Raw genomic sequence first — 22,553 nt, 5'->3', positions numbered from 1 at the left:
TCGCAGAGCTGTTCCATTGTCCAGAGATAAGCCCTTGATGCGCGTCTCAAAAAGCGACTAAATCCCCTTGGGGGCCAGTCATGATCTAAGGAATTGCCTTGTGAGAACGAATTTTCCCAAAACCCACCTTTCCGCACTTTGCCTAAGCACGCTTGCACTACCTGCTTGCGCGGATGTGACCTCGCAACAGGTTTGGGGGGCGTTCAAATCGCAATTGGCGCTACTGGGCACGATCTCTGCAACAGAAAGCAAGGTCGGCGACAGATTGACTGTGTCGGCCATTCAGTTGGGCGCCGCGCAAGGCGATATCTCCGGCGCGGCCGCATTGAACGGCACGTTGATCTTCGTAGAAAACGCGAATGGCACCGTCAGTGTTTCGATACCAGATGGGCTTGCAGGACGCGTCACAATAGACGGCCCACTCGGTCCAAGTTCCTTTGATTACGCCATGATTTCGCAGGGTTTTTCGGCAATAGCCAGCGGTGACGTCAACAATTTATCCTATGCGCTGACGGCTGATACGATCACCCACAGCATCAGCAATTTCGACATTGACGCCGAAGATGGGCTCGACGGCACCATCGAGCTGCTCACAAGCGGCCTATCGGGCGGATGGAGCAGCTCCGAGCGGCCCGCGGCAACAGCTTATACTGGTCAATACCGCTACGACTGGATCGCGCTGAACGGCACGCTGACTGACGACGACGGCCCAAGCTTTGGCATCGATGGCACTGGTACCGGCATCACTGTCGCAGCCAATGCATTGGTTCCCGACGGTGTCGCCCTGTCCGGACCTGACGGGTTGCTGATATCCGGCATTACCTTCGACAGCCGTACCGCCTATGACAGCTTATCTTATGACATCGACGGGCCCGGCGTCGGGATGAAAGCCGAGATCGGCAGCGGGTTTTTGAAGGCTACTCTTGACGAGCAAGCGCTTGATTATGTCACTGAGGCCAATGACTTAAACGTAGCGGTAGAGATGCAGCAAGGGTTTCTGCCACCGATTGAGATGGCGTTTGGCGGGACATCCTCGCAGGTGCGCGCGACCAGACCCGAAGCGGGCGGAACTCAGAAAATCACAGGCAAGCTCGCTTATCGCGATGTGACACTGAACGACGCCGCCTGGGGAATGTTTGACCCGCAGGGCCATCTGCCGCGCGACCCGATCACCCTGTCACTCGACACGGTATCCGAGGGTGGCGTTGACTACTTGAAAGAGGCCGCCCCGCTGACCTATTTGCTGCTCAACACCGGACGCGCATCTCCTTTAGAAGGCGTGATTTTGAAAGAGCTCTACCTGACAGCCGCCGGGGCAGAACTGACGGGCAAGGGCGCATTCACATTCGACAATAGCGATTTAGACAGTTTCGGCGGGATCCCACGCCCGGCCGGAAGCATTGATCTTGAGTTGAACGGTGGCTTCGGGCTGATCGACAATCTGTCCAAAGCGGGGTTGCTTCCCAGCGCTCAGGCCCAAGGAATCAAGGCTATGGCTGGCTTTTTTACCAAGCCCGGCGCTGGGCCCGATGCGCTGACATCCAAGCTTGAGATTACGCCCGACGGGCGCATCTTGGCCAATGGCGTGCCGATCCAGTAACTAACTGTCCTGATGCGCCATAAGGGAAATTTTGTACCGCGCCCGCATTTTTGAAGGCGTCATACCGTACTCTTCCCGAACCGCCTTGGCCAGCGTGTCGGAGGACCCGAAGCCCGTCGCAATCGCGATATCCACGATCGGGAGCAGCGTTTCTTCGATCATGGCGCGCGCGCGGCGGGCGCGCAGGCGCTTATAAAATCGCGCGGGCGTCTCATCAAACACCTTGCGAAACACGCGCTCAAGATGGCGCGTTGAAAGTCCGGCTTTCGCCGTCAGCTCCGCCATGGACAGAGGCTCTGAAATACTTTCTTCCATCAGCTTGATCGCTTGCGTCACACGCGCATCGAACAGGCTGGCATTGTCGGCAATATGTTTGGGCTGTTCAGCATCCGCCTTGCGGATTGTGTGCAGCAGCAGTTGGCTGCCAAGCTCTGCCACCTGCGGCGCGGTCAGGTCAGACGCGATTAGCCCAATGATCAGCTCCGTCGTCGCACCCTGCCCTGCCGCTGTGATAATGCCGTCGCTGTTTTCCGAAAACCGGTTGGTCAAATTGTCATGATGGCCGGTTTCTTCCAACGTTCCGACGTCGCGCCAATGCGTCGTCACCTGGCCGGGTGGGTTGCGTACCGATTTGATATAGGCCGTCGCGGCGTCTGACAGCAAAACCACGGGTCGCCGCAACCGCTGCATTTTTCGCGCACGCGCAAGCCACGCAGTAGGGTCCACGCGGCCACCCGGCACAACCATCACATCACTAAACCCATGGTCCTGAATGGCCGGTTCGGCACGCAGCAACATGCCGTCCTGCCCTTTCAAAAGCCCAGGCATGTCTGAGACGAAACTCCAAACAAACCGCTCTTGCGCCAGCACCGCATTCGCCACGCTGAGCACCTTAGTCACCGATGTCAGCTCAAACGCATCAAACCCTTTGCCAACGAACAGCTCAAAGCTGCGCTGCACCGGTTGGCCGTCAGTATTTTGGCTCGATTGCGTCAACAAAATAGGCTCCGAACAAGAAAACAAGGTCCTGTACTACATCGCTATTTTTATAGGTCAAAATATGGCAGCGGCAAAGCATCCGGGGCAGAAAAGATTTTTCCGAGTATTTCAATCAACTATCTTGCCTTTTGAGTCAGATTAAGTAATTGAGTAAAACTATCGGAATTACTCATACGGAGACACCCATGTCCCTTCGCACACAAAGCTCCACGCTCGCCTTGGCTGCCGTAACAGTGTTAGGCGGCGCTTTCGCCGCATTCGCAGACGGGCATTCGAAGGAGCTGAACCTCTACTCCTCCCGCCACTACGACACGGACGAACGCCTCTATTCGGATTTCACTGACGCCACTGGCATCAAAATCAACCGCATCGAGGGCAAAGCCGATGAGCTGATCGCCCGCATGAAAGCGGAAGGCACGAATTCGCCTGCCGACATCTTGCTCACGGTCGACACATCGCGGTTGGAACGTGCGAAGAACGAAGGCGTGCTGCAATCCATCGACAGCGCCGTTTTGGAAGAAAAAATCCCCGGCAACTTGCAAGACAGCGACAACCAGTGGTTTGGCTTCTCGCAACGTGCACGGATCATTTTTTATGACAAAGCCAGTGTAGACAATCCGCCCGCGGATTATGTGTCGCTTGCTGACCCGGCCTATAAAGGCATGCTGTGCCACCGGTCTTCCTCCAACGTCTACAGCCAGACCCTGCTGGCATCGATCATTGAAAATCACGGCGCTGAGGCAGGCAAGACTTGGGCCGCAGGCTTTGTCGACAACTTTGCGCGCGACCCAGAGGGCGGTGATACCGACCAGCTGCGCGGCATCGTGTCAGGCGAATGCAAAATCGCGGTCGCCAACAGCTATTACTTCGCGCGCGGCTTGCGCAAAGACGTCAAGGGCCTGACATCTGACATCGACAAGATTGGCTGGGTGTTCCCGGCGCAAGACGCCGAAGGCGCGCATATGAACCTGTCGGGTGGCGGTGTCGCCGCACATGCGCCCAACCGCGACAACGCGATTGCCTTCCTGGAATACCTGGCCTCCGATCAGGCGCAGCAGTATTTCTCCGCTGGCAATGACGAATTCCCGGCCGTGCCATCGGTCACACTCAGCGAGAGCGTCGCAAAGCTTGGCGCGTTCACAGCCGATGACGTTGACCTGTCAGCTGTTGCGAAAAACGTCCCAGAGGCTCAAAAAATCTTCAACGAAGTTGGTTGGAAATAAGCCGCGACCACTCACGAAAAAACACGAAGGCCCGCTTGGTTTCAAGCGGGCCTTTTTCGTTGCTCAAAGCAGAAAGTTTAGCCGTCCAAACCCAGCGCCTTCTTACGATCATTGGCCCATTTCAGCAGCACCATGTCAAAGGTCAGCGCCATCAGCGACACGCAAATCCCCAGAACAAAATTCTTGCCCAGATCGGTACCCGCCAGCGTGCGTTGCAGCTCTTGACCCAGATCCTGGGTGCCAATGAAAGCCGCTATAATAACCATGAAAAACGCAAACATGATGGCTTGGTTGAACCCCACGGCCATAACCGGCATCGCCAAAGGCAGCTCGACACTGAACAGCTTTTGCATGCGCGTGGCACCCGACATATCGGCGGCCTCGGTGATTTCTGGCGGCACCGTGCGCAAGCCCTCAACCGTGTAGCGTACCAGCGGCACCATGGCGAAAATCAGGATCGAGAAGATCACAGCGATATCAGTGATGCCGAACAGCATGATTGCCGGGATCAAATAGACAAAGCTCGGGAAGGTTTGGGCGGTGTCGCAGACCAGCAGAACCCGCTTCGACCAACGTTCGCTGCGTGCCGCCGAGATCGCGATTGGCAGACCAATCAGCGCCGCGAGTGTCACCGCCGAAATGACTGAGTAAAGCGTGATCACCGAGCGATCCCACCACCCTGACAATGCCACCAGAGAGAAAAACACCGCAGCCAAAATCGCCTGCCTACGACCACCCAACCAAAGTGCGAACGCCGTGATCAGCAGGATGAAGGCAGGCGTCGGAATGGACAGAAGGAAATTGCGGAACGGGATCAGAATTTGCACGTTCAAAAAGGCGCGCAAAAACCCGGTCGTCGCCTTCACAGCGTCGATATTGAGGAAGCTTTTGATCAGCGTGTCGATCTCTTTGCCCTGGCTGAAGTTTTGTTTACGTCCCAGCTCCTGCGCCTCGGGAACGAATTGCGACAAGATCACGAAGAACACAAACAAACCCGTGCCAATCACCAGCATCAGGTGTTTCTTCCACCAAGGCGTGCCCTTCTCAAAATGTTCAGGCTGCTTAACAACCCAAGCCTTTGACATGCGGTCCAGCGTGACCGCCAGCAGAACAATTGTCACCCCGATCTCAAAAGAGCGCCCCAACTTGAAGCTACCCATCATCGCCAGCAGCTTTGCGCCGAGGCCCGGCATACCGATAAAAGCGGTCAAAACCACCATCGCCAGGCACAACATTATCACTTGGTTCACACCGACCAAAATCTCGGTCCGCGCCGAAGGGATGTATACGTGGCGCAACAGCTGCCATTTAGTGCAGCCGCTCATATTGCCCGCCTCAACAACTTCAGGTGAGACTTTTTGTAGCCCCAGTGTTGTCATCAAGATCATCGGTGGGATTGCGTAAACGGTTGTCGCAACCGCGCCCGCTGTTGGGCCCACTTTGAAAAAGATCACTGCGGGCAAAAGGTAAGTAAAGAACGGCAACGTTTGCAGGACCGACAAGATCGGTTTCAACGCCGCGTCGACCCATGGCTTTTTCCAGGCCAGAATGCCCAAGCTTAGCCCGATGATGAATGCCAAAGGTGCGGCCACGACCAGCACTGACATCGTTTCCATCGCGATTTTCCATTGGCCGATCAACGCCGTCCAGGTGAACGTGCCTGCCGCCAGCAACGCCATGCGCCACCCGCCCAGATAGTAGCCTGTCACGCCTGCCACAGCGGCAATGGCGGTCCAAGGGATCGGGCCTAAATTGGGCCAACGACGCTTGCCGAAAAGCAAGTTCGCCGTCACATCAAGGGTCCATTGCAGCCCCTCGGTAAGCGTGCGTGTCAGCGCAAGCACGCCCAGATCATCCTTAACAAAGGTAAAAATAGCGTCGAGCCAAACGGCAAAGGGTGGAACCCATTCCGCAGGCAAGCGGTGCAAAACATCAGGCAAAAGCCCGGCATATCTGATCGCAGTCAACACGACGGCAACGGCTACAAAGATCAACGCAAGGCGCCTACGTGACAGCCCTACCTTAGGCCTCGAAAGCTGCGCTATGTCGCCGGTTATTTCGGCCATCAGCCGGTCTCCAACAGGATTTCAAGCGCCTCCGACCGGTCCAAACCACCCACAAGCTTGCCATCTGCCTCAACCGGGATCACATCGCGCGGGTCGCGCACCAGCAGGCGAGCAAGCTCTTGCACCGATGAGGTTGCCGAGACGGGTTCGCCGGTGCCCTGTTGATCTGCCTTTGCCAAAACGCCCGCATGGACCACGCGCGCCTTGTCGATATCTTCGGTGAACTTGCGGACATATTCAGTGGCCGGGTTTAGTACAATCTGGTCTGGCGTGTCGCATTGCTCAACCGCGCCGTCCTTCATGATCGCGATGCGATCCGCAAGGCGCAGGGCTTCGTCAAAATCATGGGTGATAAAAACAATCGTTTTGCCCAACATGTCCTGCAAACGCAAAAACTCGTCCTGCATCTCGCGGCGGATCAATGGGTCGAGCGCCGAAAACGGTTCATCCAGAAACCAGATATCGGGCTCAATCGCCAAGGATCGCGCGATACCCACCCGCTGCTGCTGGCCGCCAGACAATTCGCGCGGGAAGTAGTCCTCGCGCCCTTCAAGCCCGACAAGTTTGACGACTTCAAGCGCGCGCGCCCGGCGCTGATGCTTGTCTTGGCCGCGCATCTCTAAGGGGAACGCAACATTGTCCAAAACGGTGCGATGCGGCAGCAGGCCGAAGCTTTGAAAGACCATGCCCATCTTGTTGCGGCGCAGCTCGATCAGCTCTTTCTCGGACAGGGACATGATGTCTTGCCCTTCAACTTCGATCGTACCGCCTGTAATCTCATGGAGTCGCGAGAAGCAGCGCACCAAGGTCGACTTGCCCGAACCCGACAGCCCCATAATAACCAGCATCTCGCCGCGCGTCACCTCTATGGAGACGTCTTTGACCCCGGCAATATACCCGTCCGCGCGGATGTCATCGAAGCTGTGACCCTCGGGCATGTTGGCCAGATATTTTTCTGGATCATTGCCGAATACTTTCCAGACGTTTTTGCAGGAAATGACGGTCTCTGCGGACATGCGTGGCTCTCCATTGACCGGGTTCGCTCCCAGTATCTAATAAACGCCCGCCCAGGAAATGTCCCGGGCGAGCGCCAGATGTTGCTTTAGGAAGGTTCGGTTACGAGCTGATCCAGCCCTGCCAAACGCTTGGGTTGGCCTCCAGCCAGACTTCTGCTGCCTCTTCTGGCTCCAGTTCGTCCACATCGACCAGTTTGGCCATCTCAGCGATCTGTGGGTTGGTGAAGGAGATTTTGGTCAGCACCTCGTAGGCCGCTGGCCATTTGTCCTTCATCCCATCCCATGCTGCTTTCTTCAGGTAACCTTTGGCCGGGTTGCCGCAGTCATAAAGCGCATCGGGGTTCGGACCCACGGATGGGTCCTTGTCGCAGCCGTCAACCCATTCAGGGAATTCGACAAACTCACCGGGCCACACGGCTTCGGCAAAGTTTGGCGTCCAGTTGAACACAACCACCGGCTTCTTGTCAGCTTCAGCCGCGCCAATTTCAGCCCAAAGTGCGGCGGCCGAGCCCGCATTCACCACAACGAAGTCCATACCCAAAGCGGCGACACGTTCCTGGCCATGCTTCAACCAGTCAACTGGGCCGTCCAGGTAGCGACCTTTGTCGCCTGTCTCAGCTGTCGCGAAGATTTCCGCACAATCGTTCAGCGCTTCCCAAGATGGCAGGCCCGGGCAGGCATCTTTCGTCCACATCGGGTACCACCAGTCTTCGCGTGTTACAGCGTCGTGGTCGCCTGCGTCATGCAGACCGCCCTTTTCCAACGCTGCGCGGAACGAGGCACCGAATGCGCCTTCCCAGACTTCCAATTCAAGGGCAACGTCGCCCAGACGCACCGACTCGTAGACCGCTTGACTGTCTGTCGTGACGAATTCGACATTATTGCCCATCTGCTCAAAAATCTGGCCAACCACGTGGCTCATAACGATTTGCGAGGACCAGTTATGGATCGGAATGACAATCGGGTCGCTGCTATCAGCCGCAACCGCGTGAAGCGGCATACTCGCCAGGACACCGGCGCATAATGCTGTTGTAAATTTTCTCATCGAGTTCTCCCAGTTTGACGCGGCTGTTGGCGCCGCTTTTTTGACTCGTAGTCGCGCGAGGACTCATGACAGCAAGCAGAATGCCGATCAGATCCCCAGTGCTGACGCTAGTCTCATCACATTTTCCTAACAATCAAGTTTTTTTCTTATCAGGACATGTTTAAATTTTGGATACTCTGATAAATAATCGAGCGAGGAGTCCGATTTGAAGGTCGCCACGTCGTGTTAAAACAAGCAATTCCGTTTGTTTTCTGACAGGCTGAGGGGAAGGGAGTCTGATCAATGCGCTATTCCGGACTAAAGGTCATAAAAGAGGCACTTACAGGTCACAAAGGTTGGACGCCCGCCTGGCGTGATCCCGAACCCAAACCGCACTACGATATCATCATCATCGGTGGTGGCGGGCATGGGTTGGCGACGGCGCACTACCTGGCGAAAGTCTTCGATCAGAAAAGCATCGCGGTGATCGAAAAAGGTTGGATTGGTGGCGGCAACGTCGGTCGCAACACAACGATCATCCGCTCAAACTACCTGCTGGACGGCAATGAACCCTTCTACGAATTCTCCCTCAAGCTTTGGGAAGGTCTGGAGCAGGACCTGAACTACAACGCCATGGTGTCGCAACGCGGGATCATGAACCTGATCCATTCCGACGCGCAGCGCGACGCGTTTATCCGGCGCGGCAATGCCATGATGCTGAACGGTGCGGACGCGGAATATCTCGACCTTGCCGCGATAAAACGTGAATACCCGTTCCTCAATTTCGACGACGCCCGTTTCCCGATCAAAGGCGGCCTCGCTCAAAGGCGCGGCGGTACAGTACGCCATGACGCCGTTGCTTGGGGGTATGCACGATCAGCAGACTCATATGGCGTCGACATCATCCAGAATTGCGAGGTCACGGGCTTCAAGATCGAAAACGGCAAATGCTCGGGCATTGAGACGACCAAAGGCTTCATCGGCGCGAACCGCGTCGGCTGCGCTGTGGCCGGTTCCTCCGGTCGCCTCATGTCGAAAGCGGGCATGCGCTTGCCCATTGAAAGCCACGTGCTGCAAGCTTTCGTCTCAGAAGGGCTCAAACCCGTCCTGCCCGGCGTCATCACCTTCGGCGCGGGGCATTTCTACGTCTCCCAATCCGACAAGGGCGGGCTGGTTTTCGGCGGCGATATCGACGGCTACAACTCCTACGCGCAACGCGGCAACCTGCCCGTCGTCGAAGACGTATGCGAGGGCGGCATGGCCATCATGCCCATGATCGGCCGCGCGCGGCTGCTGCGCATGTGGGGCGGCATCATGGACATGTCGATGGACGGCTCCCCCATCATCGACCGCACCCATATTGACGGGCTCTATTTCAACGGCGGCTGGTGCTATGGCGGTTTCAAGGCCACACCCGCCTCCGGCTACGCCTTTGCGCATCTCTTGGCCCGCGACACCCCGCACCCAACCGCAACGGCCTACCGGTTCAACCGGTTCGAGACGGGCCATATGATTGACGAAAAAGGGATGGGCAATCAGCCCAATTTGCACTGATGATCATCAACCACCCCATTCTCGGACCGCGTGACAGCGCTGAATTCACCTATCTCGGCGACGCCTCAATGATCGACCGTCCCGACCCGGAAACCGCCACCCCGCAGGACTGGCACGACTATGCCTACCTACGCGACAACCCGGCAGGCACGCATCGCGAGCTGTGGTTTCATGAAGGCGGCGACCGCTCCTGGCTGGTCGTAACGCGCAACACGCTGACCCATGAGATCAGCAAAGTCGAACTCGCCCGCGATGTGGCCCGGGCAAAGGGGCGTTCCAAATGAGCCAAAAGAACCGGTTAGAAGGCGGGCAAATCGACCGCGGTACACCTTTGAAATTCACGTTCGACGGCAAGCAATTTCAGGGTTTCCAAGGCGACACTCTGGCCTCCGCTTTACTGGCCAACAACGTCCGGCTTATGGGCCGGTCTTTCAAATACCACCGCCCACGTGGACCGCTGACCGCAGGGTCAGAAGAACCAAATGCAATTGTGGAACTCCGAGGCGGCGCGCGACAGGAACCCAACACCCGGGCCACAACGGCGGAGCTGTACAATGGCCTGATGGCCAAATCGCAAAACCGTTGGCCGTCCCTCGCCTTTGACGCGATGTCCATCAATGACCGTTTCTCAAACTTTCTGACGGCAGGCTTTTACTACAAAACCTTCATGTGGCCCGCCGCGTTTTGGGAGAAGATATACGAACCTATCATCCGCAAAGCCGCTGGCCTCGGGTCTCTGTCGATGAAGCCCGATCCCGACGCCTATGACAAAGGGTTCCGCCATTGCGACCTGCTGATCATCGGTGCCGGGCCTGCTGGCTTGATGGCCGCATTGACCGCTGGGCGAGCGGGCAAAGAGGTCATCCTCGCCGACGAAGATTTCCGCATGGGCGGGCGTTTGAACAGCGAAACACTGATGATTGACGACGCATCAGGCGCCGATTGGGCTGCACAAGCAGTCGCCAAACTGGGCACCATGAAAAACGTCCGCATGATGCCCCGCACCACCGTCATCGGCGCGTTTGATCACGGCATTTACGGCGCTGTAGAGCGCGTCTCAGACCATTTGCACAGCCCAGATGAAGGCAAGCCGCGCCAAATCCTGTGGCGCATCTACGCCCCCAAAACGCTGCTTTGCGCGGGTGCTACGGAACGCCCGATTGCATTTGAGAACAATGACCGCCCCGGCATCATGCTGGCCTCAGCGATCCGCAGCTACGCCAACCGCTGGGCCGCAACGCCTTCCGGGCGCATTGCAATTTTCACCAACAACGATGACGGGCATCGCACCGCCGCAGACCTGCGCGCAAAAGGCGTCAAGATTGCCGCAGTGGTCGACACCCGCCCCGATGCGCACTTGGCCAAGAATTACGAGGTGCTACGCGGCGCGCAGGTCGTCGACACAAAAGGCCGACTTGGCCTCACCTTCGCGGAGGTCAAACAAGCCGATGGCACGATCCGCACTCTCGAATGCGGCGCGCTTGGCGTTTCAGGCGGCTGGAATCCGAATGTGCATCTGACCTGCCACCAGCGTGGCCGCCCTGAATGGAATGAAACGCTTGCCGCCTTCGTGCCCGGCGGCACCCTGCCCCCCGGCATGACAGTCGCGGGCGCCGCCAATGGAGATATGTCGACCCACGCGGCACTGACCACGGGTGCCGCAGCCGCCAAGAAAGCGCTCGGCCTGAAAGGCAAAGCCGCGAAGACACCAAAGGCGGAGGATGCCCCCGTCACCCAAACCCCGTTCTGGTATGTCGAAGGCTGCTCCCGCGCATGGCTCGACCAGCAAAACGACGTCACCGTCAAGGACGTGAAGCTGAGCCATCAGGAAGGCTTCCGCTCCGTCGAGCATCTGAAACGCTACACCACGCTCGGCATGGCAACCGATCAGGGCAAAACCTCCAACATGGGTGGGCTCGCGATCATGGGGGAGCTGGCCGGCAAAGCCATTCCCGAGGTCGGAACAACGATCTTCCGCCCGCCCTACACACCTACCGCAATTGGCGCTTTCGCTGGTCGCATCCGTGGCATGGACTTCCACCCGACGCGCCTGACGCCGTCGCACTACTGGGCAAAGGAACGCGGCGCTGTCTTTGTCGAGGTCGGCAACTGGCTGCGCGCCCAATGGTTCCCCATCGAGGGTGAAACCCATTGGCGCGAAAGCGTCGACCGGGAGGTCACAGCAACCCGCAATTCGGTCGGCGTGTGCGACTGCACCACGCTCGGCAAGATCGACGTGCAAGGCACCGATGCCGCCGCATTCCTGAACAAGGTCTATTGCAACGGCTTCGCCAAGCTAGCGGTCGGCAAAACGCGCTACGGGTTGATGCTGCGTGAAGATGGGATCGCCATGGATGACGGCACCGCCGGACGCTTGGCCGAGGATCATTTCGTCGTCACAACAACCACGGCAAACGCGGCAAAAGTCTACCAGCACATGGAATTCGTGCGCCAGTGCCTGTTCCCGGATATGGATGTGCAGCTGATCTCCACCACGGAAGCTTGGGCGCAATACGCCGTTGCCGGGCCAAACTCGCGCAAGCTGCTGCAAAAGATCGTCGATCCGGAATTCGACATTTCAAACGAAGGCTTCCCGTTCATGGCCTGCGGCAACATCACTGTCTGTGGCGGCCTGCGCGCGCGGCTCTTCCGTATTTCCTTCTCCGGCGAATTGGCCTTTGAGATCGCGGTGCCTGCGCGCTACGGCGACGCGCTGATGCGCCGCCTGATGGCCGAGGGTGAGGAATTCAACGTCACCCCCTACGGCACCGAGGCATTGGGCGTGATGCGGATCGAAAAAGGCCACGCAGCGGGCAATGAGCTGAACGGGACAACCACGCCTAACAATCTAGGCATGGGTCGGATGGTGTCAAAAGCCAAGGACAGTATCGGGTCGAAACTGTCCGAACGGCCCGGCCTGAATGAGGAAGACGCGCTCAAGCAGGTTGGTATCAAGCCGCTTGATCCGTCACATAAAATTACCGCAGGCGGGCATTTGATGAATGAAAACGGCCCGGTCGATGCCGCGCATGATCAGGGATATGTCACGTCTGCGGCGTTTTCCCCGAGCCTCAATAGTATGATCGGGCTGGGCTTTTTGAAAAACGGGTCCGACCGGATGGGCGAAACCATGCGCCTCGTCTCCCCGCTGACCGATCTGACGGTTGAGGTCGAAATCACCTCCGCCCATTTCATTGACCCAGAGGGGGAGCGTGTCCGTGCATAGCTTAGCACCCATCACCGCCCTCGGCGGCGCCGCACCGCAGATCGACACGGTTGCAGGGCTCACCTGCACGGAAGTCACAGACCTTGCCCTTGCCTCCGTCACGGCGCGATTGGGTCAGGAAAAGCTTGCGCCGCCGCGCTTAAGACACTGATAGGCACGACACCGCCCGGGCCAAACAAGGCCGCCGTGGGCACGCCCTATACCGCCGTCTGGGCCGGGCCCGATCAATGGATGCTTGGCGCGTCTTTCGAAACCCATGAAGATATCGCGGCACTGGTGAAAACCGAACTAGGCGATACCGCATCTGTGACAGAACAAACCGACGCTTGGGCCGGGTTCGATCTGGCGGGCGCAGGCATAGAGCCGGTGATGGAGCTGTTGAGCAACATCAACATGCGCGCCTTTGCCCCCGGCGACGCGCAGCGCACATCGATCCACCATCTGGGTTGTTTCGTGATCTGCGGCGACCCTGAAAGCTTTGTGCGCATCCTGGGACCGCGCGCCTCAGCAGGCTCGCTCCATCATGCCATCCTTACTGCGATGAAATCGGCGCTTTAAACCGACGGCACGGGCACGCCCGCCTCGACCCGAAACGCATTGATCCGCGCGCGGTCTTCCTGCGGGCTGACCCCAAACGCGGACCGGTAATGCGCGTTAAGCGGCGTGACGGAGCTGTAGCCAACGGCGAACGCAATATCCGCGATGCTGTCTTTGGTATAAAGCACAAGTTGCCGCGCCGCCTTCATCCGCATCGCACGGTAAAACTGCGTCGGATTTTGCCCTGTCGCTTTCTTGAAAGCGCGCTCGACCTGGCGCGGGGTGACACCCAGCTGCTGCGCGACATCCCCGACAGCGACAGGCTCGCTGATGCGGTCTGCGAAAAGCTGGATGGCCCGGTTGACAAGGGCTGGCAGCTCCGCCCCGTCCTGTAGCTTTACAGGGACCCGCTGCGTCACACCCAATTCACGCATCTTAGGATGCTGGAACCAGCACGCGACCTCATGGGCAATGCCCGCGTCGAGCTGCGCATCGATCAAATGCAACGCCAGATCAAACGCCGCGGCGGCGCCGGAAATTGTGTAAAGACGGCGGTCTGTGACGATCACCTCATCAGTGGCATCCAGATCAGGAAATTCCGCGCGAAAGGCGGCCTCATAGCACCAATGAACCGAGCATCTATGCCCTGACATCACGCCAGAACGCGCCAAGGGGAACACGCCACCACTGATCGCGCCAAGCACCGTGCCGCCACGCTCCAGCCGCCGCAATATCGCGTTGCCGATCTTGGGCTGCGCAAATGTGCTGGTAGGGGCGCTTAGCAAGAACAGGAAATCCACAGGCTCAGATTCAACCAAGGCGCAATCAGGCTCAAACACCACGCCCGCACTTGCTTGAACCTTGTCGCCGGTTTCAGACAGGATTTTCCAGCCAAACCGCTCTTGTTCAGAGATTTCATTGGCAGCGCGCAACGGCTCGATCACGGATGTCAGGCACGCCATCGGAAAGCCCGGGAAGACAAGAAAGCCGATTTGAATTTTTTTACTCACAGTCAACTTTTGGGTTCTTTCAGGAATAATCCCGCCTATATTGATCGCAGCATGCTGCGGATGTGGCGGATCGAGGCCAGAGGCAGGCCCCAAAGGATAGTGAATGAATATTGAAAAAATAAGCGCGGATATGGCCAATAAGCTGACCCAGAACCCCCACAGCACCCGCGACGGCGATCGTGAGAAAAACCTTGAAGTGGCCATCGGCCGCGAGGTGCGCGCCTACCGCCGCCAGCAAGAAATCACTGTGGCCGAGCTTGCTGGCATCACCGGGCTGTCGATTGGGATGCTCTCCAAGATCGAGAACGGCAACACCTCGCCCTCGCTGACCACATTGCAAACGCTGGCCAATGCTCTGTCGGTTCCGCTCACCAGTTTCTTTCGTCGCTTTGAGGAAAGCCGAGAGGCGGTCCACACCAAATCTGGCGAAGGTGTGGAGATGGAACGCGAAGGCACGCGCGCCAACCATCAATACAACCTTTTGGGCCATATCGGATCGAACGCATCGGGCGTCATTGTTGAGCCCTATCTGATCACTCTCACAGCAGAATCCGATATTTTTCAAACATTCCAGCATGGCGGCATCGAAACAATCTACATGCTGGAAGGCGAGGTTGATTACCGACATGGCGATGACGTCCATCTGTTAAAGCCCGGCGACACGTTGTTTTTCGACGCCGACGCACCGCATGGGCCCGAAAAACTGGTCAAACTGCCGGCGCGCTACTTGTCGATCATCAGCTACCCGCAGCACACCTGATCCAAATGCGCGCCTGCGGCGCCCACGATTATTTGTTTGGGGGCCAGTCCCAAACATGCTTTCATGGGGGTCAGCCCCCAAACCCCCGGAGTATTTCAGACAAAACGAAGCAGTTACTTTTGCAATGCAGGCTCGGTGTCTTCATCCGGGAAAACGCCGGGCGATGTCGGCAACCCGTCATCGAATTGCGACAAGTAGTCCAACATCATCGGGCGATTGTCGATGAAGCCCTTATAGGTCGCCAGCTCCTCAGGCAGATCGCGGATCACGCGATGCAGGCGACGACCCCATTTCGGTTTGGTCATAAGGTCCTGGAAGCTGCATAGGTAACACCGGATTGGGAAGACCAACGCATTGGACCGTGGCAGGCGGAAAAAGGTTTGCAACTCAACCCGCAAGTGCTGCTTTTCACCAATATTTTCAGGGGTCAGTGTGGTCTTTTGCACGCCCCACTTGTGGTAGTTCTCCGGGCTGGTGTCCAAAAGCGGGTTCACTGTCATCGTCCAGTTCAGCCGCCGCGCAGGAGCACCTTGCTGGATGTTTAGAAGGAACTTTAGTGCACGGACAAAGATGCCCTTCTCATGAGCAAGCGGCACCGGCGCGTGCCATTCGAAAAAGTTCATGCCGATGTCGAAATCAAGCGACCAGTCGGCCTGCGTCGTCACGATGCCCGCGTCCATCCACAAGTTGTCTTCACGCTGGTCCAGCACGCAGAAATCCCCCTGCGTCTGGCGCGTGATATATTCCATCGGACCATAAGGCAGCGTGGTTTCATCCATGAAAGTGAAACTATCATCAATGCCCAAAGGCTTGTTGACCCAATGCCAGTTGTTGCCGTCACGGTGCAGCTCGAATAGGTCGGGATAGTCCTCAGATTTGCTGACCATGATCAGCTCCAACAGGTCCCAGCCCGCCAGCGTCATATGCGGCAGGGACTGGCAGCGCAGCGGGTCATCGGCCAGCACCATCGCGCGGTCGCGCATTTCGGCCACGTAATGCTCATCGACATCGAAGCGTTTTTCATAGACGGAGCCATCAGGCCCGCCGCGATGCTGCTCCATATTGACAGCATACATATAGCTGTCTTCATGGAACGGGAACGGGAACCGGCTGATGGCCCAATCGGAATTGCGGAACGTGTAGTCGTCGCGGAAGGTCTCGTCGTTGAATTGAATGGTCATCTGTCTAGCTCCAAAGATTTGCCAACAAAGCGGCTGACACAGGGCATGATTTTCTTGCCGGAGGCGTGCTCGCCCTCATCGAGCCAATGGTCGCGATGAACAAATTCGCCGTCGCTTGAAACGACGTCGGTTTCACATTGCCCGCAGGACCCACCGCGGCACAAGAACGGGGCCTCGACCCCTGCCCGCTCGATCGCCTCAAGCAGGCTTTCATGCTCGCCCACTGTGATGGTTTTGTCGGATTTGCACAGGCGCACCTCGAACGGCTCACCGGGTGCTGGCGCGAGGAATTCCTCAGAATGTACATTCGCATCGGGCCATCCGGCGGCAGAGGCTGTGGCATGCACCCAGTCGATCATGCCTTTCGGGCCACACACATAGGCATTGGTGCCCAAAGGTTGCCCATCAAGCAAATCTTCCAGATCAATCGCCTGCTTCTGATCGTCGTAATAGATGTGGACCTTGTTGGGGTACTTGTAGGTCAGCTGATCGACATAGGTTCCAAGGTTTTCGGTGCGGCAGGCATAGTGCAGCTCCCAATTGCCATTACTCTGCTCCAGCTGTGCAATCATCGCCATGAAGGGCGTGATCCCGATCCCGCCAGCAAAGAAGATATGCTTCTTGGCCCGCAGGTCGAGCGAGAACAGATTGACCGGATAGGTGATGGTCATCGTATCACCTACCTTGACGTTGCGGTGCATAAACAGCGAACCGCCCCGCCCCTCATCATCGCGCCGCACCGAAATGGCATAGCTGCTCAGATCATTCGGATCGGACATCAATGAATACGGGTTCAGCCGGGTGCGGCCATCGTCATCCATTGTCACGACCGTATGCGCGCCGCCTGAAAACGGCGGAAACTGCGCACCATCGGTCCGAGTAAATTCAAACCGCGTCACCAGATCGTTCAACGGCACAACTGCGCTGACGGTCACTTCGATTTTTTCAGCGCCGGGCTTGGCTTTCTGTGGGGCGGCACTCATTCGTAAATCCCCTTCGAAGGTGGTACATTTCCCGGGTCCTCTGCGTCAATGCACACGCCCTGATAGGCGGCAAGACGGCGCGAATAGTGATCGCGCACAAACAGGTTCAACCCACAATGCGAACAGACAAACGGGTCAATCTCCACATCCTCGGTGATGCCCTTGCAATGCACGCATTGCATTCGCCGCGCGACGCTGCCGCGATGTTCTGTCTGTATTGCTGTAAACGGATAGCCCGCCTGCATTGCCTCGTTCTGGGCTTGCCCCATCAATCCTTCGGTGCCCGTTAGGTAGATTTGCAGCCCCATATGCGCGTCCTGCAAAACACGCTGAATACGCGTCACAGAGGCAGCATAGCTTGGCCCCTCATAAAACTGCGCTGGGTTCAGCGCGCGCAGCTTGTCAGCGTAATCGGTGCCGCGCGGGATGTAGATGATATGGGTGTTTGCCATCAGCTCTGGCGTCGCAATGGCCATGATCGCCTCGGCCCCTTCGGCATCGGCAATCATCAAATGATGCTTGCCCGGACGGGCCTCCAGCGTGCCATAGACCGGCCTGCTTTTGATAGATGGCGGGAATTCAAACTTCGACATGTTTGTCCTCTGGCAGAAATTATTGGGGCGCGAACCGACGTCCGCGCCCTGCCCCGTATCAGCCTTTGGCTGTGCGGATCGCTTTGTCTTTGTCGTAGAACGGCATCTCTTCCGCCGTCGCGGCTAGCTCTGTTCCGTCAGGCTGGACAACGGTCAGCTTGGTGCCTGCCTTCGCCACGCTCGGGTCAAGCCGCGCAATCGCGACGGAGTAGTTGTTCAGCTCAGACGACAGGCCATAAGTGATCACGCCGACATCTTTGCCATCTGCGTGGACCCGGGCGAACATCTCCATCTGGTCCATGCTGTCGGACAGTTGAACACCGAAGATCTTGAAGCGCTCTTTTCCCTCCATGGCGTAGTGGTTCTCCGCCCCGATGAAGCCTTCCTTGCCGGGGGAGACGACGAAATCGAGCCCCAACTCCCAAAGGCTATCGCCCGCTGGGGTTCCGTCCTCAAACGGGAACGTCTCGGAGTTATCGCCCGGGTAGAACAGCAGATAGCTTTCAATCCGCAGCATATCGAGCGTGCTGAACTGCGTCGGGCGAATGCCCATCTCCGCACCATCCGACAAGATGTTGTCCCACACATGCACCGCATCCTTGCGGCCCACAAAAATCTCGTAGCCGCGCTCGCCGGTATAGCCCGTGCGGCTGATCATCACGTTCTTGCCGAACAGTTTCGTGTGCATAATCCCGAAATAGGCCAGATCGCGGATGCCATCGATATGTTTGGCCAAAAAGCCTACGGCGACGGGCCCCTGCAGCGACATGTCATGCAGATCGTCGTCCATAATGACAGAGCAGTTCTTGGCAGCGGCCACTTTAGTCAGCTGTTCCATCCCGGTACCGGTGCCATGCACCACCATCCAGGAGTTCACCGCGAGGTGGTAGATCACGCAGTCATCCACAAACAGCCCGCGCTCATCCAGCATCGCCGCATAGGTCGACCGACCCACGCCGATTTTTTCAACATTACGGGTGGTCACCCGGTCGATCACATAGGCCGCATCTTCGCCAACAACATGCACTTTCTTCAGACCAGACACATCCATCAGGCCAGCTTTGGTGCGGATCGCCTCATAGTCGGCCTTCGCGCGCTCTGGGGTATTGTCATAGAACCAGGCGGTTCCCATCCCGTTCCAATCTTCCAGCTCCCCGCCAATTTCAGCGTGCCGTCCGGCAAGCGCGGAATGTCTCCAAAGAATGGCCATGATCGTTCCCCTGTCTGTTTGAGTCTTTGTTGCCCGTATTCAGCCCCAGCACATTCTAAAAAGCAAGAATGCTATGCAACTTTTTTTCCTGTCAGGCAATTTTTTAAACAAGAAAAGGGCCGCCCAAATGGACGGCCCCTCTGCAAAAGGTTTGACTTACTTGTCGAAGCGTTTCGCTTTCTTCTTCTCTGACGCATTGCCGACCACAAGGACGGCGGCGCAGATCACGGCTGCGATCAGAGTATATAGGCCCGGTGCGGCAGAACCCCACCCCATGAACATGGCGCCGTCAACAACCGACCAGCTTGCTTCGTCATATGGAAAACCCATGGCTCTCTCCTTCTCTGATGATTATTCAGCTGGCGCTGGTGAAGATGGAATGCCCTCAGGGTAGCCCTGAGCTGGCACTTTGACGGTGTCCATACCGGCAAGCTCTGCCCCTTCCGGCACACGCAGCATACCCATGCCTTTCAGCACAAGGGACACAACGTAGCCCGGCACAAAGCCCAGCAGGAAGAAAACCACCGCACCGACAATCTGACCCACAAGGCTGATCGTTGGAACCTCACCTGCGGCCCCTTGCAGTGCCGGGAAACCAGACGCAAAGATGCCCAGCATAACCACACCGTAAAGACCGATGGTGCCGTGGACAGTGACCGCACCAACCGCATCATCAATGCCGCGCTTCTCAAGCCAATTTGCGCAAGACTTGAGGATCAGACCGGCGGAGAACGCGATAATGAAGGTCAAGGCAGGGTAGTAGATATCCAGACCAGACGCGGTCGAGATGATCCCAGCCAAAGCACCGGACATCATCCAGAACGGGTCCTTGGTGATGATCCAGGCGCCGATGATGCCACCCGCAACCGCCATCAGGATATTGAAGGCCAAGGCCGACAATGTGATAGGTGTGCCGTAGATGGTGGACGGCTTGTCCGCGAACCAGCTCCATGCCTCGCCCGGTACGATCACACAGGCCATGAGGAAGCCCCAGAAGCCGACGATAATCAGCATCAAGCCGACGACTGTCATGGGCATGTTGTGACCCGCAATATCATTGGCCGAACCGTCTGCGTTGAACTTGCCAATCCGTGGCCCGAGGTTGATCAGAACACCCAGTGCGAAGAAGCCGGCAACAGCATGAACAAGGCCGGCGGCCCCGAAGTCATGCACACCCCATTGGGTTACGAGCCAACCGTCCGCGTGCCAGCCCCAAGCGGCAGCGACTACCCAAGCAAAAGAGCCGAGGACAACAGCAAGGATCACAAATCCTACAGTCTGAATACGCTCGATCACGGCGCCAGACATGATGGACGCGGTGGTAGCGGCGAACAATGCAAAGGCTCCGAAGAAGACGCCAGATGCTTGGTCGGCGATGTTTGGTCCCATATATTGGGCACTGTCGCCCCAGCCCCAAGCAATCGCATTGGCATATTCAATGCCCGAAATGCCTGCCGGTCCCGGTGCGCCGGGAATGCCCGTTGGGAACCCCCAATAGACCCACCAGCCGAAGAAGTAGAATGTCGGGATCATGAAAGCGAAGGCCAGGATGTTTTTCACACCTGAAGACAAAACGTTCTTCATCCGCGAAGCGCCCATCTCATAGGCCAAAAAGCCCGCATGAATGATAATCATCAGCGGGATCGTCAGATAATAAAATGTCTCGGCGAACATGGTGTTGGTGACTGTCGCACCGGCCCCCGCCGCCTCTAGCTCGGCCACTTTGGCGACAAGCTCCGCAAGTTGTTCTTCCACGTCTAAACCCCCGTGTTTGGCTTTTGTGTCATGCGCGCCATCGTATGCAGTCGCGTGGCGCTGACGAAAATGAACCACGTGACGCCGCATCTGGCCACTCTTTTTTTAACTGATGTGAAAAATAGTTTCCCGTGGGTTGAGTGCTAAATTAATTGCTGCTAGCGTTTGAGTCGGAATTTTGAACACCTGTGGGAGGGATCCAAGCATGTGCGGGATCGTCGGACTTTTTCTGAAAGACACGTCACTCGAACCCCAACTGGGCGACATGTTGACGGATATGCTTATCACCATGACGGATCGCGGGCCTGACAGCGCCGGCATCGCGATTTATGGCGATAAATCAGAGGGTAACGTAAAGCTGACCGTGCAGTCGGACACGCCGGATGTGGATTTCAACAAGCTCGACACCGAGCTTGGAAAGCTGATTAAAGGCAAGATCGCGATGCGCACGAAAGACACCCATGCGGTGCTCGACATTCAGGCCGATCAGGTTGCTGCGGCGCGGATCGCTTTGGGCCAGATACGCCCCACCGTCCGGGTGATGAGCTTCGGCGAGACGCTGGAGATCTATAAGGAAGTCGGCCTTCCCAAAAATGTGGCAGAACGCTTCGAAGTTAGAAAAATGAGCGGATCGCACGGAATCGGGCACACCCGCATGGCCACTGAGTCGGCCGTCACAACCATGGGCGCACACCCGTTCAACACGGGCTCGGACCAATGCCTTGTCCATAACGGCTCGCTGTCCAACCACAACTCCCTGCGCCGCAAGCTGCGTCGGCTGGGCGTTCATATCGAAACCGAGAACGACACGGAGGTCGGCGCCGCATATCTGACATGGAAAATGCAGACCGGTTCCACCTTGGGCGAGGCTTTGCAATCGTCGCTGGATGATCTGGATGGGTTCTTCACTTTCGTGGTGGGCACCAAAGACGGCTTCGGCGTGGTGCGCGACCCGATTGCCTGCAAACCTGCCGTCATGGCGGAGACCGACCAATATGTGGCGTTCGGCTCTGAATATCGCGCGCTGGTCAACCTGCCCGGTATCGAAGAAGCCCGCGTCTGGGAGCCCGAGCCCGCCACCGTCTATTTCTGGTCGCATAACGCGGCCCCAACCGCGCAAGAGAAAGCGGCATAAATGCAAACATTCGACTTGGAAGCGCAGGGTCTGCGCGCGCTGAACTCCACCCTGCACGCACAGGCGGAAACGACCAACCAGACGACATGGGAAATCGTGAACCCCAAAGGCAGCCACGCAATCGCCGTGGGCCTTGATGCGCCGATTGAGGTGAATGTCAAAGGTTCCACCGGCTATTATTGCGGCGGCATGAACAAGCAGGCCACCGTGCATGTGCATGGCTCTGCCGGTCCGGGCGTGGCCGAAAACATGATGTCGGGAACGGTCGTGATCGAAGGCGACGCATCGCAATATGCAGGTGCCACGGGCCATGGTGGCACGCTGATCATCAAGGGTAACGCATCATCGCGCTGCGGCATTTCGATGAAGGGCATCGACATTATTGTACACGGCAGTATCGGCCATATGTCCGCCTTCATGGCGCAGTCCGGCAACCTGGTCGTCTGCGGTGATGCAGGTGACGCGCTGGGTGACAGCCTCTATGAGGCCCGCCTCTTCGTGCGCGGATCGGTTAAATCGCTCGGCGCCGATTGCATCGAGAAAGAGATGAGGCCCGAGCATATCGCGATCCTGGAAGAGTTGTTGGAACGCGGCGGCTGCGACGCGAAAGCGAGCGAATTCAAACGCTACGGCTCCGCCCGCCAGCTCTACAATTTCAACATCGACAACGCTTACTAAAAG

The 22,553-nt window shown here is 57.5% G+C and carries 21 protein-coding genes; 10 read left to right on the top strand and 11 right to left on the bottom strand.

Going from position 1 to position 22,553, the window contains the following annotated elements:
• Positions 1 to 100 precede the first annotated feature (100 nt).
• Entirely contained in the window at positions 101 to 1,600 is a 1,500-nt protein-coding gene (locus ACZ1G7_RS01260) for a DUF2125 domain-containing protein (RefSeq protein WP_472661664.1), read from the top strand.
• Here the strand turns inward: ACZ1G7_RS01260 and ACZ1G7_RS01255 are convergent, their stop codons facing one another.
• Positions 1,601 to 2,596 (bottom strand): GlxA family transcriptional regulator, encoded by a 996-nt coding sequence (locus ACZ1G7_RS01255; protein ID WP_472661662.1) that lies wholly within the window; start codon positions 2,594 to 2,596, stop codon positions 1,601 to 1,603.
• A 188-nt stretch (positions 2,597 to 2,784) separates the two neighbouring features.
• Here ACZ1G7_RS01255 and ACZ1G7_RS01250 point away from each other — a divergent pair, with 188 nt between their 5' ends.
• The gene (locus tag ACZ1G7_RS01250) at positions 2,785 to 3,822 is read left to right on the top strand and encodes an extracellular solute-binding protein (RefSeq protein ID WP_472661660.1); all 1,038 of its coding nucleotides are present in this window, start codon (positions 2,785 to 2,787) and stop codon (positions 3,820 to 3,822) included.
• 77 nt (positions 3,823 to 3,899) lie between these two features.
• On the opposite strand, the gene ACZ1G7_RS01245 is transcribed toward ACZ1G7_RS01250, so the two are convergent.
• The 3 genes from ACZ1G7_RS01245 to ACZ1G7_RS01235 all read right to left on the bottom strand — a co-directional run bounded on the left by ACZ1G7_RS01245 (position 3,900) and on the right by ACZ1G7_RS01235 (position 7,949).
• Positions 3,900 to 5,888 (bottom strand): ABC transporter permease, encoded by a 1,989-nt coding sequence (locus ACZ1G7_RS01245; RefSeq protein ID WP_472661658.1) that lies wholly within the window; start codon positions 5,886 to 5,888, stop codon positions 3,900 to 3,902.
• The gene (locus ACZ1G7_RS01240) at positions 5,888 to 6,904 is read right to left on the bottom strand and encodes a quaternary amine ABC transporter ATP-binding protein (RefSeq protein ID WP_472661656.1); all 1,017 of its coding nucleotides are present in this window, start codon (positions 6,902 to 6,904) and stop codon (positions 5,888 to 5,890) included. The genes ACZ1G7_RS01245 and ACZ1G7_RS01240 overlap by 1 nt, the downstream gene beginning before the upstream one ends.
• 100 nt (positions 6,905 to 7,004) lie before the next feature.
• Entirely contained in the window at positions 7,005 to 7,949 is a 945-nt protein-coding gene (locus ACZ1G7_RS01235) for an ABC transporter substrate-binding protein (protein WP_472661654.1), read from the bottom strand.
• Between the two features lie 282 nt (positions 7,950 to 8,231).
• On the opposite strand from ACZ1G7_RS01235, the gene ACZ1G7_RS01230 reads away from it, so the two are divergent.
• Genes ACZ1G7_RS01230 through ACZ1G7_RS01210 form a run of 5 tightly spaced genes read left to right on the top strand, consistent with a single transcriptional unit; the run spans position 8,232 to position 13,266 of the window.
• The gene (locus ACZ1G7_RS01230; protein ID WP_472661653.1) at positions 8,232 to 9,482 is read left to right on the top strand and encodes a sarcosine oxidase subunit beta family protein; all 1,251 of its coding nucleotides are present in this window, start codon (positions 8,232 to 8,234) and stop codon (positions 9,480 to 9,482) included.
• Entirely contained in the window at positions 9,482 to 9,766 is a 285-nt protein-coding gene (locus tag ACZ1G7_RS01225) for a sarcosine oxidase subunit delta (protein ID WP_472661651.1), read from the top strand. The genes ACZ1G7_RS01230 and ACZ1G7_RS01225 overlap by 1 nt, the downstream gene beginning before the upstream one ends.
• A complete protein-coding gene (locus ACZ1G7_RS01220; RefSeq protein WP_472661649.1) occupies positions 9,763 to 12,708 on the top strand; it encodes a sarcosine oxidase subunit alpha family protein in 2,946 nt (981 codons plus the stop codon). The genes ACZ1G7_RS01225 and ACZ1G7_RS01220 overlap by 4 nt, the downstream gene beginning before the upstream one ends.
• Complete coding sequence (locus ACZ1G7_RS01215) at positions 12,701 to 12,859, top strand: hypothetical protein (protein ID WP_472661648.1); 159 nt, start codon at positions 12,701 to 12,703, stop codon at positions 12,857 to 12,859. Before ACZ1G7_RS01220 ends, ACZ1G7_RS01215 begins: the two co-directional genes overlap by 8 nt.
• 35 nt (positions 12,860 to 12,894) lie before the next feature.
• Positions 12,895 to 13,266: a sarcosine oxidase subunit gamma gene (locus tag ACZ1G7_RS01210; protein WP_472661646.1), complete on the top strand. Its 372-nt coding sequence runs from the start codon at positions 12,895 to 12,897 to the stop codon at positions 13,264 to 13,266.
• Here ACZ1G7_RS01210 and ACZ1G7_RS01205 read toward each other — a convergent pair.
• Positions 13,263 to 14,255, bottom strand: coding sequence for a GlxA family transcriptional regulator (locus tag ACZ1G7_RS01205; RefSeq protein WP_472661644.1), 993 nt, complete (start codon positions 14,253 to 14,255; stop codon positions 13,263 to 13,265). The genes ACZ1G7_RS01210 and ACZ1G7_RS01205 overlap by 4 nt on opposite strands.
• A 103-nt stretch (positions 14,256 to 14,358) precedes the next feature.
• Between ACZ1G7_RS01205 and ACZ1G7_RS01200 the strand changes: the two genes are divergently transcribed.
• On the top strand, positions 14,359 to 15,015 hold the full coding sequence (locus tag ACZ1G7_RS01200; RefSeq protein ID WP_472661642.1) for a helix-turn-helix domain-containing protein: 657 nt from the start codon (positions 14,359 to 14,361) through the stop codon (positions 15,013 to 15,015).
• A 113-nt stretch (positions 15,016 to 15,128) separates the two neighbouring features.
• On the opposite strand, the gene ACZ1G7_RS01195 is transcribed toward ACZ1G7_RS01200, so the two are convergent.
• The 6 genes from ACZ1G7_RS01195 to ACZ1G7_RS01170 form a co-directional block, all read right to left on the bottom strand.
• The gene (locus ACZ1G7_RS01195; RefSeq protein WP_472661640.1) at positions 15,129 to 16,196 is read right to left on the bottom strand and encodes a heme-dependent oxidative N-demethylase family protein; all 1,068 of its coding nucleotides are present in this window, start codon (positions 16,194 to 16,196) and stop codon (positions 15,129 to 15,131) included.
• On the bottom strand, positions 16,193 to 17,179 hold the full coding sequence (locus tag ACZ1G7_RS01190; RefSeq protein ID WP_472661638.1) for a PDR/VanB family oxidoreductase: 987 nt from the start codon (positions 17,177 to 17,179) through the stop codon (positions 16,193 to 16,195). Before ACZ1G7_RS01190 ends, ACZ1G7_RS01195 begins: the two co-directional genes overlap by 4 nt.
• On the bottom strand, positions 17,176 to 17,772 hold the full coding sequence (locus tag ACZ1G7_RS01185; protein ID WP_472661636.1) for a dimethylamine monooxygenase subunit DmmA family protein: 597 nt from the start codon (positions 17,770 to 17,772) through the stop codon (positions 17,176 to 17,178). Before ACZ1G7_RS01185 ends, ACZ1G7_RS01190 begins: the two co-directional genes overlap by 4 nt.
• A 58-nt stretch (positions 17,773 to 17,830) precedes the next feature.
• Complete coding sequence (locus tag ACZ1G7_RS01180; protein WP_472661634.1) at positions 17,831 to 18,982, bottom strand: aminomethyl transferase family protein; 1,152 nt, start codon at positions 18,980 to 18,982, stop codon at positions 17,831 to 17,833.
• Between the two features lie 156 nt (positions 18,983 to 19,138).
• On the bottom strand, positions 19,139 to 19,312 hold the full coding sequence (locus ACZ1G7_RS01175) for a hypothetical protein (protein ID WP_472661633.1): 174 nt from the start codon (positions 19,310 to 19,312) through the stop codon (positions 19,139 to 19,141).
• Between the two features lie 21 nt (positions 19,313 to 19,333).
• Entirely contained in the window at positions 19,334 to 20,737 is a 1,404-nt protein-coding gene (locus ACZ1G7_RS01170) for an ammonium transporter (protein WP_472661632.1), read from the bottom strand.
• A gap of 205 nt (positions 20,738 to 20,942) precedes the next feature.
• On the opposite strand from ACZ1G7_RS01170, the gene ACZ1G7_RS01165 reads away from it, so the two are divergent.
• Positions 20,943 to 21,872, top strand: a complete 930-nt coding sequence (locus tag ACZ1G7_RS01165) for a class II glutamine amidotransferase (RefSeq protein ID WP_472661631.1) — start codon at positions 20,943 to 20,945, stop codon at positions 21,870 to 21,872.
• A complete protein-coding gene (locus ACZ1G7_RS01160) occupies positions 21,873 to 22,550 on the top strand; it encodes a protein GlxC (protein ID WP_472661629.1) in 678 nt (225 codons plus the stop codon). It begins immediately after the preceding gene.
• Positions 22,551 to 22,553 lie beyond the last annotated feature (3 nt).

It is taken from the genome of Litoreibacter sp. JB4-2 (assembly GCF_055693445.1).
The sequence above is the reverse complement of the archived record's forward strand: the minus strand, read 5'-3'. Positions and strand labels throughout refer to the sequence as shown.